This window comes from Mucilaginibacter sp. (assembly GCF_028288205.1).
GTDB lineage: Bacteria > Bacteroidota > Bacteroidia > Sphingobacteriales > Sphingobacteriaceae > Mucilaginibacter.
On record NZ_JAQBOD010000046.1, the window covers coordinates 1 to 17640 of the forward strand.

At 43.3% G+C, this 17640-nt stretch carries 10 protein-coding genes; 2 read left to right on the forward strand and 8 right to left on the reverse strand.

Annotated features, from left to right (window positions below; translation table 11 throughout):
* Positions 1-216 precede the first annotated feature (216 nt).
* Together JWR23_RS10760 and JWR23_RS10765 are read left to right on the forward strand one after the other, a co-directional pair.
* Positions 217-597 carry a relaxase/mobilization nuclease domain-containing protein gene (locus JWR23_RS10760; RefSeq protein WP_299515997.1) on the forward strand — a complete coding sequence of 127 codons (381 nt, stop codon included), beginning with the start codon at positions 217-219 and terminating at the stop codon, positions 595-597.
* A gap of 360 nt (positions 598-957) precedes the next feature.
* Positions 958-1539 (forward strand): hypothetical protein, encoded by a 582-nt coding sequence (locus tag JWR23_RS10765; protein ID WP_299515999.1) that lies wholly within the window; start codon positions 958-960, stop codon positions 1537-1539.
* Positions 1540-1865: 326 nt separating this feature from the next.
* Here the strand turns inward: JWR23_RS10765 and JWR23_RS10770 are convergent, their stop codons facing one another.
* The 8 genes from JWR23_RS10770 to JWR23_RS10805 form a co-directional block, all read right to left on the reverse strand.
* Entirely contained in the window at positions 1866-3791 is a 1926-nt protein-coding gene (locus JWR23_RS10770) for a glycoside hydrolase family 97 protein (protein ID WP_299516001.1), read from the reverse strand.
* Positions 3792-3808: 17 nt separating this feature from the next.
* On the reverse strand, positions 3809-5875 hold the full coding sequence (locus tag JWR23_RS10775; protein WP_299516003.1) for an alpha-galactosidase: 2067 nt from the start codon (positions 5873-5875) through the stop codon (positions 3809-3811).
* A gap of 4 nt (positions 5876-5879) precedes the next feature.
* On the reverse strand, positions 5880-8168 hold the full coding sequence (locus JWR23_RS10780) for a GH92 family glycosyl hydrolase (protein ID WP_299516004.1): 2289 nt from the start codon (positions 8166-8168) through the stop codon (positions 5880-5882).
* 3 nt (positions 8169-8171) lie between these two features.
* Entirely contained in the window at positions 8172-9683 is a 1512-nt protein-coding gene (locus JWR23_RS10785; RefSeq protein ID WP_299516005.1) for a glycosyl hydrolase family 28 protein, read from the reverse strand.
* A 58-nt stretch (positions 9684-9741) separates the two neighbouring features.
* The gene (locus JWR23_RS10790; protein ID WP_299516007.1) at positions 9742-11448 is read right to left on the reverse strand and encodes a RagB/SusD family nutrient uptake outer membrane protein; all 1707 of its coding nucleotides are present in this window, start codon (positions 11446-11448) and stop codon (positions 9742-9744) included.
* A gap of 25 nt (positions 11449-11473) precedes the next feature.
* Complete coding sequence (locus tag JWR23_RS10795) at positions 11474-14788, reverse strand: SusC/RagA family TonB-linked outer membrane protein (RefSeq protein ID WP_299516009.1); 3315 nt, start codon at positions 14786-14788, stop codon at positions 11474-11476.
* A gap of 234 nt (positions 14789-15022) precedes the next feature.
* Positions 15023-16042, reverse strand: a complete 1020-nt coding sequence (locus JWR23_RS10800) for a FecR family protein (protein ID WP_299516011.1) — start codon at positions 16040-16042, stop codon at positions 15023-15025.
* Between the two features lie 77 nt (positions 16043-16119).
* The gene (locus tag JWR23_RS10805) at positions 16120-16698 is read right to left on the reverse strand and encodes an RNA polymerase sigma-70 factor (protein WP_299516013.1); all 579 of its coding nucleotides are present in this window, start codon (positions 16696-16698) and stop codon (positions 16120-16122) included.
* Positions 16699-17640 lie beyond the last annotated feature (942 nt).

A 17640-nucleotide genomic window follows, 5' to 3' on the forward strand; every position in this document is an offset into this window, starting at 1 on the left:
GCAATGCTCGAATGCCGGAGGACGAACGATGACCTTAAATAAAAAAAGCTTTGGAAAATAGCCGGAAAGTGCAAATCTTTATATAAGATTTGCGGCCCGTTTTTATGCAAAAAAAACTGGTGAGTCATTCGGTGAGTCAATTTTAGAAACTATTATAATTGACTGAAGATCAAAAGCATACAGAGGCAGGTTCGAATCCCTCCCTATCTCCTAAAGATGAAAATCAAGGAAACCCAGGTATTAATGGTACGGCACTATGATGCGATGCATCCGCACCTACATATCGTTTATAATAGGGTAAATCATCAGGGAAAAACAATTTCCGATAGCTTTCAAAGGGAGCTGAATGTTAAGGTATCCAAAGCGCTGACCTTGCAGCATGGATTTCATATCGGGCAGGGAAAGGAACAGGTCAACCGGCCGCAACTGAAAGGAGCGGACAAGATCAAATATGAATTGTATGATGCCATCAAAGCAGCTATCACTAAAGTGCGTACTATGGATGAATTGCGACAGATACTGAAAAAACAGGGCATTGGGATACGATACAAATACCGAAGCGGGACTAACGAGGTGCAGGGCGTCAGCTTTAGTTAAGATGGCTACACATTCAAAGGATCGAAAGTTGACAGGAACTTAAGTTTTGGTAAAATAAGCGATGCCATTAATGAGCAGGTTGTTGCAGAAGACAAAGACGTAACTCACCCGTCACTCGCAGATCAACTCCGGGAGAAACGTATGCAGGTCCGTAATAACGGACCCGTTACAGACCATGCGCCTAGGTATCATGGGAAATCTCTCCTGTCCACTTTATTGGAAGCACTGCATATCGCCGGGCCTGGACATGACCAGGATGATAGTATTTTCCGCAGAAAGAAACGTAAGAAACAAGGTGCTAGCCAGGATCAGAGTCAGGGTGTCAGCCGCTAATTCAGTATCAATATAACACAAGAAACTATGAAAAATGAAATTGAAGAACGACTAATAATACAGGAAGAAATATCCGAGCAGATCATCAAACGAGTTGGTGAGCTTGAAAAGCGGGATTATCCTGACTATATTGCCAGTACAGCCGAGTTGAAAGCAACAGCTTTGGCGGTTTCCGGACAGGTCGCGGTAGCAGAAGCCCTCGTCCGAAATTTACCCAAAGCCATTGAAATGAAACATCGTTACACGTTGGATCTGAAAACCAGGGCCTGGGTTATTGGGCTGGCAATCTGGGTAATTGCCTTTATAATTGTGTTGAGCCTCTACTTTAGTTTGAGGGTTGAAAACATTAGGCTAAAAGTAAACGATTTGAAATACCGGGCGATCAGGCAGGTTTATCCTTTGCAAAGTGACTGGGCCGATAGCAGCTACCGCGCCAATGCTGATGTCATGGAAAAAACTACTATCCAGTTAGAGGAGCAAATCCTGGTGACCACGCATGCTAAAGACTTGGCCGAACAAAAACAAAGAGAAGCTAAAGAAGCGCAGCATTCAGCAGAACAGCTCAAACGAAAAACTAAAACCATACATGAAAAAATGTTGTCCAAATAAACAAGGTGAGCATCCCTGCTTTTTAGCTTTCCATATTCACCACCTGCGCGAAGGTAGCCTTCGCCGAGATAAAAAGTCAAGGCTACACAAGCGGGCGGGAATTGTCCGCTTTTCAGCGGCCCCACCCGGCCTTGACTATTTACCCGGCTACGCGCTCTTGGTTGCTCAACTGGTAAATATGGGGTGCTGCATTCAATCGTTTATAGAAATATCGCCGCACAACGAGCAAAGTAACATATGTGAATTATAATTATTTCAATTTAGGTCTAATATGCCGTCCTTATCAAATTCAACCAGTATTATTTCCGTGTTTACTAATTACATAGTTAGTTGTATCCAACAAACCCACCGCACGCCCTTAATGTTAAATTGATAACGCCAGATTGTATTTTTTCTTGTTTAAAATTTAATGGCTTATCACTATCTGTTATAATAGTTGCGCCATAACCTATTATTTTAACCATATTGATTTTGATAGTCCTTTCCTGATTTTCACCGTTTATCCCGGCGATATACCATTTTTTACCTAATCTGCGGGCCAGCACCACATACTTACCCGGGAAGCCGTCAATAAATTTCACTTCGTCCCAATGGTCAGGCAGCTTACTTAAAAACTGCTGTACATAATCCGGTATATGACTCATCCCTTCGGGCGATTCGGCAAAGTGTTGTACACCTGATAAAAACAGAACAGATAAGGCTAGTTCAAAGCCGCTGGTTGTTTTGCGTATAATTTTGGTGGGGATCTTGTACAAATTCATCGGCGTAAAATCCATCGGATCGTACAGGTTACGGGTAAACGGTAACGTGGCACAATGCTGGGCTTCCTTATCTGCATCAGCCTGCCGAAAGGTTATGTTTTCAAAGCCTCGTACCGCTTCTGCGGTCATCAGGTTAGGATAGGTTCGTTCTAATCCGCGTGGCAAAGTGGTTCCATGAAAGTTCACCATTAAATGGTAAACTGCGGCATCGTTCAATATATCTATATAATATTGCATCACCGACCGGCCATCACCACCAAAAAAATCTATTTTTATGCCTTTAATGCCCATTTCCTGCAAACGTTTAAATTCCGCACGGCGACTGGCAACAGTTAATAATTTGTTTTTTGGGGTGTATTGTACCGTATTCCAATCCCCGGCCGAATTGTACCATAGCCAGATGCCCACATTTTTAGCTTTTGCATAAGCTACCAGCTCAGTTATTTTTTCATAGCCTATTTTACGGTCCCAATCTGCATCAACCAGGCAATAACGCCAGTTCATTTTAGCGGCAAAATCAATGTAGCGTTTTTGCTCAGAATAAACGATGGAGTCGTCTTTTGAATTGATCCAGCTCCAGGATGATTTTCCAGGTAGGATATATGCCGTTTCTTTTATTTTTTTGGCAGCCGCCAGGTCGGTGCCTATGGTAGATTGCATAATACTTTTTAAACTGCCAATCCCTATTACCCGCCAGGGGCTGTAAAACGGTGTTTTGCCTTCCGGCAGATTGCCCTGCCCGGTCATAACCTCTATGCCTGAGGGAAACCCGACATAATATTCTTTGGTAACCGAATCAGTCAGCAGGCGTGTAGCGCAGTAATTCGTATCTACGGCTGCCTCGGTAAGCACTATCCAGGTTGTATGATACTTAAATAAACCCGGGTAAACCCAGCCTGCCGCGGTTGGTGAAGGCGTGCCTGTAGGGATGTTTTGGGTAAAGTATTCTTCATAAGCGGGATTAGTTTGCATCCAGCCGCTTTTGGCTACCTGCATAGGTTGTAACCATGCCCGGGTATCTACCGGGAAGCGGAATGTGGTGTACTCTCCCAATACCTGTTGTGTTTGATTGGCCTTACCGGGAATGAAATACCTGAAAGCAACCCCATCATTGCTCACCCGGAAAATAATATCCAGCGCTTGTTGATGTTGATTTAAACAGTGCAGTATAACCTCATTTGCGGTGTATTTTACAGCAGTTTTTTTGCCATATATTAATGTATAATTATCGGTGATAAGATGCGCAGGCGTTGCGGTAGTTAACCTTAAATCATTAGCGAGATCGGCATCTTTCAGCGTTATACCTAATTTAGATTTTTGCAATACCGTTTCGCCAGAAAAAGCGATATCATAACTTACCCCGTTATCAGAATAGAAATTCACCCTAATCTTTTTATCAGGGCTGATTACCGTTAAAGGTTTGGTGGTAGCTTTTGATGGGAGCGAACCGACTATGATCAATAGGACGAAAAGGAAGTTTTTGAGAGACATTGGCAAAAGAATTAGGTTTATTGAACGATCAGCATTTGCACTCCATGGGCCGGTACCACCTTACTAAATGTCCCGGTAAATTTACCCAGGGACTGATGCCGCCAAACATCTTTTAACTTAAGCGTTAAGGGTAATCCGGCCTTTTTAAAATCAAAAGTGATGGATGCACTGCTTTCGGTGCGGTTAAAAAGCGCTACCGCATATTTATGCCCTTTAAGGAGTTTAACCCAAACCTGCAGGCCGGGTTGCGGCTCTGTAACCACTGTGCCCTGCACACCTAAAGCATCCTGGTTAACAGCTATTGCTTCTTTGTTGGTTAGTATAGCTAAGGTTTCTGCTGAGAGATGCCGGAGGTCATTACCCATAATTAATGGCGAAGCAATTATACACCACATACTAAAGTGGGCTTTCTGTTCTTCAACGCTCATCACTTTTAACCGGCCACCATCATCGCCTACGCCTACCAGCATCATATCTGCATCATTCCAGTGGCTGGGGCCGGCAATTTCCGGATGTTGGGCAGATAGATCCAACTCATAAATTACACCATCCCACTGGTTTTTGGCCCCCTTGGGCGAATGGTCGATATCGCCGCCAACGCGCCAGCTGTTACCTAAGGCCGGCGCCCAGTTCCAATAATTACGGCCTCCCTGGTTGCAAATGCTAAGCAGTATTGGCCGGCCCGCGTATTTTACCGCCCGGGATACTTCTGTGAATTCTTTTTTATAAGCCTCCTCTGTCCTTACCGCTGCAAAATTCACGTCAACCTTTACATAATCAAAACCCCAATCGGCAAAGGTTTTCATATCCTGCGCGTAAAAGCCGCCGCTGGCCAATGTGGCATAGTTAGGTTTAGTACCAATATTAGTATAAATACCTGCCTTTAGCCCTTTGCTATGAATATAGTCGGCCACCACTTTCATCCCATGCGGAAACTTGGTGGTATCTACCATGATATTACCCTGCGCATCGCGGCCGGTACACCAAAAGTCATCTATATTAACATAATTATAGCCGGCAGCCTTCAACCCTGAAGAAACCATAGCATCAGCAACTTGTTTAATAACGGTTTCTGTCGGTTCTTTTTTAATAGCGTTCCAGCTGTTCCAGCCCATTTGCGGGGTTAAAGCTAAATTGTTATTTAAAGTAAATGGCGTATGGTAGTAAGCGGTTAGTTGACTCAACTCTTGTTGGGTAATAGTTAACACCGTACCATGCCGTATCCCTTTAGGCATCTCCAATTGATCGGAGATATCCGCCCAGGTTTTCAAATCAGCAGATTGTACCGCACCATAATGATGGTCGGTATACTTATCAAAGTAAACTATCCATTTGCCATCAATTTGGATAGCAGTAGGGCCTTCAGCCCAATAGTTCCCGGTAATGGGTACCGACGCAGTACCGTAACCACCGGTTAAATGATCGCTAAAAGCCACCCTGATGTTTTTTTCGGTAACGGGCTTTTTGGTCTCATTTTTCAGGAACATTACATAGCGGCTGCCCGCTTTTTGAATAGTAGCATCTATTACATTAAAACCCTCATTGTAGAGTAATTTTGTTTCGCTGTAAGTTTTAAAATCGCGGGTGGTGACGTAGTAGATACGGTGGTTCTTCTCGCCTTCCTCATCTGTTTTCGGGAACCTGCCGGGGATGGTAGTTGCCCAGTAGATCATGTAGTTTTTATCTTCAGCATTATAAATGATCTCTGGTGCCCAGCAATTTAGTGCCGCCGGTTCCTTAACCATTACGGGGACAAATTGCTGCGGCGACCAATGGATCAAATCGGGCGATGAGGCATAACCTATTCCTTTGTCTTTCCAGCTTACCGTCCAAACCATGTGGAAAAGGCCATCGGCGCCTTTAATAATACAGGGGTCGCGCATCAGTTTATCTTTTGCCACCATGGGCTTTAAAACCGAGCTGTCGCTATTCAAAGCCTGCCATTTTAAGCCGTCAAAACTATAAGCCAGGTGCAGGCCATCTTCGCCATTATTTTCAAAGTAGCTGAAAATATATGCTTTATTTTGCGCTGTGACCGCAGTTCCCGTTGCCATCAATATGATCATTATTAAAATCTTTCTCATTGCTTTATTGCAAATTATTTGCCATCCCTTTTGGCTGCATTGATGGCTTGTTAGCCCAGGTTTTATCAGGTTTATCTTGTAGGTACACATCCAGCTTACCGCCATTCATAATATCACTGTAGCGGATAAAGCTTTTGGGCATTGGTTTACCGTTTAGCATTACCTTGTTGATATATTGCGAAGCCTTGCCTGTTTTATGACAAACAACATCGAACTTTTTGCCCGATGGTAAACTGATGGTTATCTCATCAAACAACGGCGCGCATAATAGGTATTCGCCCGATACAGGGTTGACCGGATAGAAACCCATAGCAGCAAACATATACCAGGCCGACATTTGGCCTGCGTCATCATTGCCGCCCAAGCCGCCGGGACCGTCGCTGTATTCGGCAGCTAAGATTTTGTGGACGGCTGCCTGGGTTTTCCAGGGCGATGGCGTGTAATTATACATAAAAGGAATCTGGTGGCCGGGTTCGTTACCGTGCCAGTATTCACCTTTGGCGAACAAACTGTCTAATGCTGTTTCAAGTTTGCTGCTGCCGCCCATTAGTTTGTATAAACCCGGTACATCCTGCGGAACATAGAAAGTGTATTGACGTGCAGTTCCTTCGGTAATATAAGTTTCTTTTTTATCCGGGTTGAATGGCGTGGCCCAGCTACCGTTAATAAGTTTGCCGCGTACAAAACCAGATTTGCCGTCAAACACATTCTTATAATAACCGGCCCTTGCGCTTAACGCGTTATAGTCTGCCGTCTTTTTTAGGCCGTTGGCAAATTGTGCCAGTGCATAGTCATCATAAGCATATTCCAATGTACGGCTTACCTGCTCCATTTTATGGAAGGCATCCAGTACACTATCCTCTAAAGGAATGTATTTATATTTCAGATAACTATCTAAAGCTCGGCGGCCTTTGCCTTCTACATAGTCGGCACGACTGGGAGGAATATCGAAAGCGTTATGTCTTAAAATCTGGTAGGCTTCGTTAACATCATAATCACGGATGCCCTTCAGATAAGCGGAACTTATCACCGATGTGGTATGATCGCCGATCATTTCCGAAGTATAGCTATTCCAACAAGGGAAAATAGGCATCCAGCCGCCCTGCTTGCCTTTTAAAATGAGGGACTGTACTAAGTTATTAACCAGCTTCGGCTTCAGTATTTCAAACAAGGGGATTTCGGCACGGTAAATATCCCACATCGAGAAATCATCGTAATAATTCCCTTTAGCCAGTTTTTCGTTTTTGTAGGATGATGAGAAGCGTGGGTATACCCCATCCACATCGTTGAACAAACGCGGCTGCTGCATGGTGTGGTAATAGGCGGTGTAAAAGATGTGCTTATCGCGCTCGTTAGTAGTGTTCACTTTTATTTGCGACAGTGCTTTTTCCCAGGTGGCTTTCCCTGCATTAGCTACGGCATCAAAGTTAAAAGCTGGGATTTCTGCCTGAAGGTTTTTGCGGGCACCGTCAATGCCCGTAAATGATGTTCCGATACGGATAATTAACTGTTCGCCTTTATTAAGTTTAAAGCCAGCGTATGCGCCAATAGTGGTGCCGTTCTTTATGCTGTCAACCGCAAATATCTTGTCGCCTGCAAAAGTGCCGGTGCGGCTTAAACTGCGCTCGAATTTGATAACGAAGTAACCGCTGAAGCCTGCGGGTTTACCCCAGCCCTGGTAAATGCGGTGGGCAGGGTTGTAGCCGTAAATCTCGCCTTTTTGCTGATCTACTTTTATAAATCCTTCGTGGTAATCGCTGTTGGGTGTGATGAGCAGATACAGGCTGTCAGCCTTATCCATGGTGAACTGCATCATCCCGCAACGTTTGGTAGCGGTTACCGCGCCTTGTAGTTGGTACTGCTTTAAATTGACCTTGTAAAGGTACGGGGTCGATTCCTCATCGGCATGGGTGAACGAGGCGGTATAATTATTTGTTTTAAGGTGCCCGGTAATTGGCATAACGGTGAAACTCCCGTAATCCTGCGTGCAGGAGCCGCTTAGCCAATGCGAACCACGGAAGCCGCTAAACTGATCATCCTTATGATAGTATGGCGGGATGCATTTACTCTCGGTGCGCTGGGTTTGCGGTGTCCATTGGGTCATGCCAAATGGGGCGGTTACCGCCGGAATGGTATTGGCAAAGTTTGCCAGCACCGAACCGTGTTTCAAAGCACCTGCCGTAGTTGCGCTTGCTGTACCCGCCATTGGCTGTACATATTTAACCAGGTTTTGCGCCGCGGCCCCGGTGCTGATCAACAATAATAAACCGCAGGTATATTTTAACGTCATCATCAACTATTTTTGGGTTATTACTGCATTATTCCCCGCCGGCAAAGTCACGCCGCTGGTTGTTAGCTGGCCCACCCCCTTATAAACAATTGTCGGTAAACTTGCTGTTTGCGGCACAGTCAGGTTATTCAGCGACAAACCAGTCACATCGTCAAAAATCAGCGCAGGGCGAAAATCAGATTCCATAACGCCGATCTTAAAGTTATTAAGTTTAATACCTTCGGCATGCCGTACGTACAAGCCCCACGATGGTAATTCACCAAACATCGTGAATTCAGGGTAGCCCGGCACGTTCTCTGTTACTTTATCCAGTTCATTAATCGGTGCATAAGCGAAGGTTTTGTTTGCACCGCCGCCGTAGGTGATATCAATATTCTGAAGCGTGACATTTTGTACCAAATGACCCGGCAAGCCTGTAATAGAAGCCGGAACAAGGTTGTGCGGGGCTACTTTTGGTGCGGGGCCTTCCAGTGGGTATCCTACATCGGGTTTGGCATTAGGTACATCGGCCTTAACCCCATCGATGAGGACGTTACGAATACTGCTGTAGCGCGCATCGGTATTGCGGTGCCCTAAACGGATAAAGACCGCATTACCTACGTTTTTACCGGTAACATTTCGGATATCTACATCTTCAATCAGAGCGCCATCCACGCTTTCAAGCGCAATAGCCGAGCGGTAAGTATTATAAACTGTTAAATTTTTAACGGTGATCTTGCGAAACGCACCCACGGAACCAGTGCCCAGTTTAAAGCCACTGGCGCTTGACCGGAGCGTACAATTCTCTACCCAAATATTTTCACAGCTTTTGTTTGCGTCTTCGGATTTAAGGCAGATGGCATCATCGGCAGCGTTAAAAAAACTGTTGGTGATCTTTACATTTTTGCTGTCCACAATGTCTATACCGTCATTATTCCAGTAGGCTACGCTTTCAACCTTCATATGGTCGATGACCACTCCTGTACAGTTTTTATAGGTTTGCACCCAGCCGGACGCATCTCTTAACGTAACCCCGGTAACCCTGACGTTAGTACAATCAACTATAGAAAATATATTGGTGCGGTTTTTTTCGGCCGGGCGTTTTATTTTCCACTGATCATCCTGAATTTTTCCATCGGTTAATAACTGAAGGACATTCATGATCAAATCGCGTCCCTGTCCGTTAATTGTGCCATTACCGGTTATCGCGATATCGTGTTGCCCTTTAGCCGATATCACTGCCATTTTGCCTTCAGTATAATCAAATCGATTAGTACTCCCCAGCAAGGCAGCATCATCATTAAAATGAATTTCGACACCGCTTTTAAGTATAATGGGGCCCGTAGTAAAGTTCCCTGCAGGGATAATTACCCGGCCACCTTTATTTTTAGCCGCAGCATCAATAGCTTTTTGTATAGCTATAGCGTTATTATATTTTGCACCGGTTTTAGCGCCGTAATTAATAATGTTATAGCTTTTTTGGGCAAAAGCCGCCAAAGCATTACCTAACAGCAACAGGATCAATATTTGCTTTTTCATAATTGAGATCTTAAAAGAAAAACCATGATGCAGTGTTTATGCATCATGGCTTTTGTGATTAATAACCCGGGTTTTGCAGGAATGCCGCGCCGGTATTCAAATCAATTTGCGATTGCGGGATAGGGCGCAGCAAAAAGGTTGATTTTAAAGTACCTGCCGCGGCAGCTTCTTCATTATGGGCCAGGGTGCGGCTAATTAGTTTGCCGGTACGTTTCAGCTCAAACCAGCGGTATTCTTCGCCGGCCAGCTCGCGTACCCGTTCATCCAAAATATCATCAAGTGTAAGTGTAGTTACCTTCATTTCGGTGGCATAGGCCACATTGGTTGCCGGGTTGTTACCGGGTTTGGCAGCGCGGGCCCTTAACAGGTTATAATATTGCAAAGCTTTGGGCAGGTTACCGGCTTGTAAATAAGCTTCGGCTGCTATTAAATAAGTTTCGCCCAGGCGGAAGATATACGTATCGCGTGTGCCACCGTTATCACCAAAGGTGATGTTAGGGTCGCGGAATTTTTTAAATTCAGGAAAAGTGCGTGACAAACCAGAATAGGGTGAACTGCGGTACTCGTCCGGGTTAAACACGGTGTATTTACGCGCGGCTTTTTGGGCGGGTGTAAAGGCAACGTCAGGGTAGTAAATAATGGTATCGCCCACGGCAAAAGTTTTACCGTTAAAGGTACCGGCTGTTTGCGCGGTTAAACCTGTCCATACGGTAGCCAGGTAACGGCTATCCCTTGCCTTATCAAATAAGCTGAAGAAGTAAGGATCGGGTACGGCAATTTGCGCCGAGTTTGGCTTGTTATACAAAGCGCTCCGGCCAATTAGCGAGATACCCTGTACATCCCACAAAAACCATTGTTGTAAGGAGTTGCCTGTAACAGCTGCCGCTTGTGGCTTGCCCAAGAAATAAACCTGGTTAGTAGCCGCTACAGTGCTGTATTGGACAGAAAAGATCACTTCAGAATTGATTTGAAAGGTGGCTACGGTTGGGTCGAAAAGACTGGCAAATGTAGGCCTTAAGGTATATGTACCTGAGGTAATCAACCCTTCGGCAGTGGTGGCTGCTAAAGTATAATCGGCAGCACCGCCGCCGTAGCTTTTGTAACCGCGTGTTAAATAAACTTTAGCCAGCAGGTGTTGGGCAAAGCCTTTGGTAACACGACCCTGCTCGGTTGTTGTGGTAGGCAAAACAGCAACAGCCTCGGTTAAATCTTTAATTATCTGTGCATATACTTCTTTTTCGGGCGTGCGCGTGAATGAGGTACTGGCAGATGTGGAACGGGTTAATACCAGCGGCACATCGCCAAAAGTTTCGGCCAATAAATAGTAGTAGTAGGCCCTTAATGCTTTAGCCTCGCCAATACGTGCGTTTAACAAGGTAGCATCCATGCCCTGCACCAGGCCCGACCAATATAGGGTAGTGTTAGTATCGCCGATAGCATAATACAATTGTTTCCAATAAGTATCTACATCGGTAACGGATGAATTTAACGAAACATTATAAACGTTAAAGGCCGCATTATCTGCCGTACCAACAGATGAATAAACATCGGTACCTAAATTTTGCAGGGAGCCCGAACTGGCTAACAACCTTAGGTTCGGGTAATTTGACCGGGACAGATCTTCGAAACCTATTTTGGTTACGTAATAGATATCGTCGGTAGAGGAACCCAGGTTGGTTTCCTCTATATATTTTTTGCAACCAGTATGGCTAATTGCTATAAGCGCAATTAACAGCAACAGCAGTTTGTTAGTTAAGTATTTCATATACAATGTTTTATAAGTTGTTAAATTATAATGTTACGTTAAGGCCAATAATAAAGGTGCGGGTACGGAAATCCTGCAACCCGAACGAGTTAAGATCGGCAGTTTCAGGGTCCCAGCCTATGAACTTAGTGAACACAAAAGGATTATAAGCCGTAGCATATAGCCTTAGGTTGCTCAACTTAATTTTTGAAGCGGCCGCTTTTGGCAGGGTATAGCCCAGCGTAATATTACTGATTTTGGTATATGATGAGTTTTGATAAGTAGCGGCTGTTCTGCGGGTGGCATCGGTTTCAATAGCATTATTTGCCCAGGTGTTACTTGGGTTAGTAGCCGTCCAATAGCTGCGCTGGTAAGCGCCAAAGCGTGCGCGGCCTTGGTCGCCGTTCAGGTATTGATCAAGAAAAGTACTTTGCTGCACAGTACCCTGACGGGTGTAAACGGTAAAGCCCAGATCAAGTTGTTTGTAGTTGAAGGTATTGGTGATACCGCCAAACCAATCCGGTATATCGCTGCCCAAAATCTGGCGGTCATCAGCATTAATCTTACCGTCATTATTCACATCCTGAATTTTGTATTGTCCCGGTTTTTGGCCGTAAGTGGCAGCTTGTGCAGCCTCGCTGGTTTGCCATACGCCAATCACTTTATAGTTATAGATCACACGCGCCTTCTGGCCGATGAAACGTGCATTACCCACATCATTAGCGCCGTTGCCAAACAGATCAAGGATCTGGTTTTTATTATGCGAGTAATTCATATTTGTTAACCAGCTAAATTTGCTGCTTTTAATGTTGGTGGTATTCAAGCCCAGTTCAATACCGCTGTTGCGGATAGAACCAATATTGGATACTACGGTAGTAAAGCCATTCGCGGCAGGGATCTGCTGTGGCAGCAGGGTTCCTTTAGCGGTTTTGTTGTAATAATCAAAGGTGAAACCAATACGGTTTTTCAGCATGTTTAATTCTAAACCGGCGTTATATTCTGATGTTTTTTCCCAGGTAAGGTTTTTGTTGGCCAAAGCCACAATGCCCGAACCATTAGCAGTAGCGCCGTTAAAGTCATAAAAACTGGTAACCACACTTGATTGGGTAACATACGGGTAAAAATAGTTAGTGTTAACCGCCGCGTTGCCTGAACGGCCGTAGCTAAACCTAAACTTCAGGAAGTTAATAGCCGAGATACCTTTCATAAAATTCTCTTCGCTGGCTATCCAGCCTAAAGCGGCTGACGGGAAGAAACCCCATTTGTGGCCGTCGGCAAATATGGAGTTACCATCGGCACGGCCGGTCATGGTTAACAGGTATCTGTTTTTAAAGGTGTAGTTAGCGCGGAAAAAGAAGGAACTAATGGTTTGCTTGGTATAATTGCTGGATACCGTAGTTGATGGTTGTACCGTAGTGCCATTAATGGTTACCGCGGTAGCACTGCCAACGTTATACCATAACGAACGATATGGTAAACCCGAAACGGAAATGTTGTTGTTATCTGTTTGATAGTAGTTTAGTGAGCTACCTGCCGTTAAATCAAACTTGTTATTATCGTTGATGGTTTTGTTGTAGGTTAACAGGTTATCAAGCGTGTAGTTGAAAATATGATTAGTGCTGTTGGTAGCCGCGTTTGGTTTGGTACCCGCGCCAATTTTTGAAAACTGATCTGAATAAGTGCCCGCGCGTTGGAAGGTGATATCCGGTGTAAATGATGTACGGAATTTTAAACCTTTTATTAAGCCAATTTCGGCATATAAATTGGGTAACATGCGTATGTATTGTGTTACGCGCAGGTCATTCTCCAGGTCAAAAAGCGGGTTGGTAATTTGTGCTTCAGTCTCATAAGCGAAGAAACGCTTGCTGCCATCTGCATTATAGGCACTGCCTGTAGGGCGTAAACGATAAGCGCTGCGGAAAACCTCGCCGCTACCCAGGTTAAAATCTGCATAGGTGCCGTACATAGATGCCCCAACTTTAACCCAATCGTTAATGGTTTTATCCAGGCCTACTTTCAGGGTGTACTTTTTGGTTCCTTCGGCTTTAATAGAACCCTGGTAATTTTGATATCCTGCCGAAAGGAAGTATACTGTTTTTTCATCGCCACCGGTTATTGACAGGTTGTGGTTTGTTTGCAAACCATTTTGCTTAATCAGTTTTACCCAATCGGTATAATTGCCGCTGGCTATATTAGATAGCTCTGTTGCCGAAAAAATGCTGGCGTCGGGGTAGGTAACCTGGGGGGTAACGCTTGCACCCAGGGTGCTATAAAATTCGCGGGCGTAATCCACAAATTCAGGGCCAGTCATTACCCTTGGCAGGTTGTAGGCATTAACTACGCCCACATAGCCATCATAGTTAATTTTTGTTTGGCCGCGTGTTCCCTTTTTGGTAGTCACAATAACCACTCCGTTTGCACCGCGCGAACCGAAAATAGCGGTAGAAGAAGCATCTTTTAAAACGTCCATCCGTTCAATGTCTGACGGGTTGATATCATTGATGCTGGATACCGGGATCCCATCCACTACATATAAAGGCTGGGTGTTACCATAAATGGAGTTTACACCACGAATCTCGATGGTCATATCCGCACCCGGTTTGCCCGATGTACGTTTAACATCTACACCCGGCAGCCGTCCCTGTATGGCTTCCTGAGCGTTTGGCGCTTTCGATTTTACAATTTCGTCGCTGCTTAATGATGCCACACTACCGGTAACATCGCTTTTCTTTTTGGTGCCGTAACCCAAAACAATCACCTCGTTCAGTGATTTAGAATCGGCGGTCATTTTAACAGTTAAAGGTAAAGTGCCGCTGGCGGGTATTTCAACCGTAGCGAAGCCAATGTATTTAAACACCAATATATCATTAGTACTGGCAACCGATAGTTTGAAGTTACCGTTAACATCGGTAATGGTGCCTTTAGTTGTACCTTTAATGGTTACGCTAACCCCTATCAGGGTTTCGTTCTTTTCATCAATTACTTTACCGGCTATTTGTACATCGGCGGCGGCTTCCTTTTTAGCTACTGCAACTGTCGGCTGGGCATCAATTAAAATAATTTTACTTTTAAATACCTCGTAATTAATATGGTACTGGGTTAAAAGCTTATCCAGTACCTCCTTCAGGTTTTTATCGCTAAAATCTACAGATATTTTATCTGATGTTTTTATAACATCCTGATTATAAATAAATTCCACATGATTTGCTTTTGCTAATGTGGTCAACACATCGGCAAGGGTTTTATTTTGAACGGTAAGACTGATCTTTTTATTCAGTACCCCCTGCGCAGATGTTGGCTTAGAGTAGGTGATGCCGGTCATTAAGATAAGTATCAATAACTGGCTGAATGTGATTCTCATGATCTTGTACCAGAAATGCGAATGATGTAAACAAAAATTCATAAATTTGAAATAGTTGTATTTGTAAAAAAATATAATAAAATGGCCCTGTCACCAACTTTGTTGATGTCATCCACGGGCTTGAAATTTCCAGGTACAGGGGTGTAGCAGCACTCTTGTACCCTTCTTGGAAAGAATGGGGTTGGTTAAGGAGAAATATTACTCATAATTTTCTTTTTTAGGTTATCTGATAATTTAATTGGTTTTTTTGAGTACGATGAGATCTTTAGATATCTCATAATTTAATTTCATGGATGCTTTGAGCACATCCAGTACCTCAGGTAAGTTCAGGTCATTTAAATCGGCCGTCATAACCGCTTTATCCAGCTCTTCATTCCGGATCCTGATATTTACTTCGAATTTTTTATTCAGTACCGATACAATTTCGGTTAGCTTGCTATTTTCAAAAGAAAGATTGAAGTGTTTATAGAGGGCCAGGTCAGACACGTTGGCTTGCTTGGTTGCCACCAGTTGCGCGGTGTTATTTGCTAAAACAACTTCATCTTTAGGGTGCAGTATTATTTCATTAGCTATTAGTTTAGGGCCGGCATTTGCCGCGGCACTTCCCTTTTTGCTTACCGATACCTTACCGGTGAGTACAGTAACTTTAGCCATGGTATTATCTGTACCATCATGTACCCTAAAACTGGTTCCCCAAACTTTAGTTACCAAGTGCTCACTGCTGATAATAAAGGGACGGTTTGGATTTTTAGTAACTTCAAAAAAACAATCACCCTTCATAGCTACATTGCGCGATGCCTTTAAAAAGCTTTTAGGCCAGTTTAGGCTGGCACCGGGGCTTAGCCAAACTATGCTACTATCAGGCAGTAATTGTTTAAGAATATTTTTGGTGTTATTAGTAACCTGCAAGTTTGCAATAACAGGCTGTGCCGCGTGGTCAGGTTTTAAGGCGTTATTTAAAAACACAACTTTAATTAAAACCAATACAATGGCCGCGGCCGCTATACCTACCCACCATTTGCGGTATATGGTGCGCACAATAACAGGCGCTGCTTCATCCGGAATTATTTTAGCAGTGATAGCTGTTTGCATTTTTGCCTTTAGCAACTCACGTTCATTTGTAGGCAATGTATCTGTATAGTCAGGCGTATCCTGATATTTGTTATACCACTGGTTAATGGCATCCATTTCTTCTGGCGTGCAGGTGCCATTAGCGTACTTTTCCAATAATTCAGAAAGTTGAATTTTATTCATTTTAACGAAGTTTATTACTGGCTTATAATAGGTAGTCGAAGTAAAAGGCAGTTACCCTTGTTTTTATTTTGAAAAAATTATTTCAGAACAAAAAAGATAGACAATAGCAATACATCACTTATCCCCAACCGGATATGTTGCAATGCTTTGGTGAGGTGGCCCTCAACTGTTTTTTCTGATATATTTAATAAGACAGCAATTTCTTTATTGCTTTTATGCTGCAAGCGGCTAAGTTCATAAACGTTTTTGCATTTGCCGGGCAACGCATTTATCAAATTTTCCAGGTGAATTTTCAGGTCGTTTACAAAAATATTATCTTCCGTACTATTATCCTGTTCAGACCTATGCTTATTGGCCGAAATAAAATTATCCTGCAACAGCTGCTTGCGATAATGATCTATTACATTGTACTTTACGGCTGTATACAAATAGTTTTGCAGGCCGGTAGTTAACTTTAGTACCGCACGTTTTTCCCAAAGCTTAATAAATATTTCCTGAACTATTTCTTCGCAAATTTCGGTATTATGAAGGCGTTTATAAGCAGCATCAAATAACTTATCCCAGTAGCGGCCATATATAGTATTGAAGGAACCAGCCTCTCCTTGTTTTAAAAACAAAACAAGTTCATCATCAGTATGCATTGAATAATCTCGCATTACGTAAAGCTGCTTTCATTGATATCAGAATCAGGCTACCTGGTTAATAATTTTTAAAGTACGGGTAAATATATCTATTAAGCAAAAAGGATTTCGCAGACTACTAAATAGAGGCTGGGACAATGACTTGAATTGTCTAATAGAAGCAAAAAGAATTCATTTTTTATAAGCTACCAAAACAAGTGCCCAAGGCTTTGTCTGCGACTCGACAATGGTATATTCATTTATAAAACGTGCAAATATGGTTTATGCGGCGGCCGGGATTAGAAGTATTGTGATGTACAAAGCTGACGATGCATCCAGACGGCTGAAAATAGCCGAACGATTTGTACACATTCCAGATACGACAGACCTGATAGAAACTGTTATTTCCCCGATATACGGTTATAACTTATATATATAGGTTGATAGAATGTCATTTTGAAACCTTTTGATAAGTAGTGTGTCTCTCTAAAATTTGTTCAACCGCAATCATGTCGTAAAATACCACTCCTCCTATTTTCGTAAATGGCAAAGTGTCATTTGTCCGAAAGTTGTGTAGTGTGCCGGTCGAAATATGAAGTAATTCTTTGACTTCAAAGGATTTCAGCCACCTCTTCACCTGGTTGGCTGGTATGGGTAGAAATAAGTTACTTGATTTCTGAAAGCAGCTCTCTTTTAAAATTGATCAAATCCTCAACAGTAGTTAACTGGTTAGCAAATACCGGAGATTGACCATTCACGCTCTTAGTTTCATTAGTTGCCATATCAATTAATTTTTTGACAAATATTGAGTTTATATGGAATGAAGTAATCCGATATTATCCGACTCGGATAGCAACTTTTTTTATAAAATTTGAGTAAAAGTGTTCAAAACAGCACATTTGTGCCCAACAAATTTTTTATTAATCATTTACATTTTTATCATGAACAGATTTAATGAGTTAAAAGACCTGGTTGCTA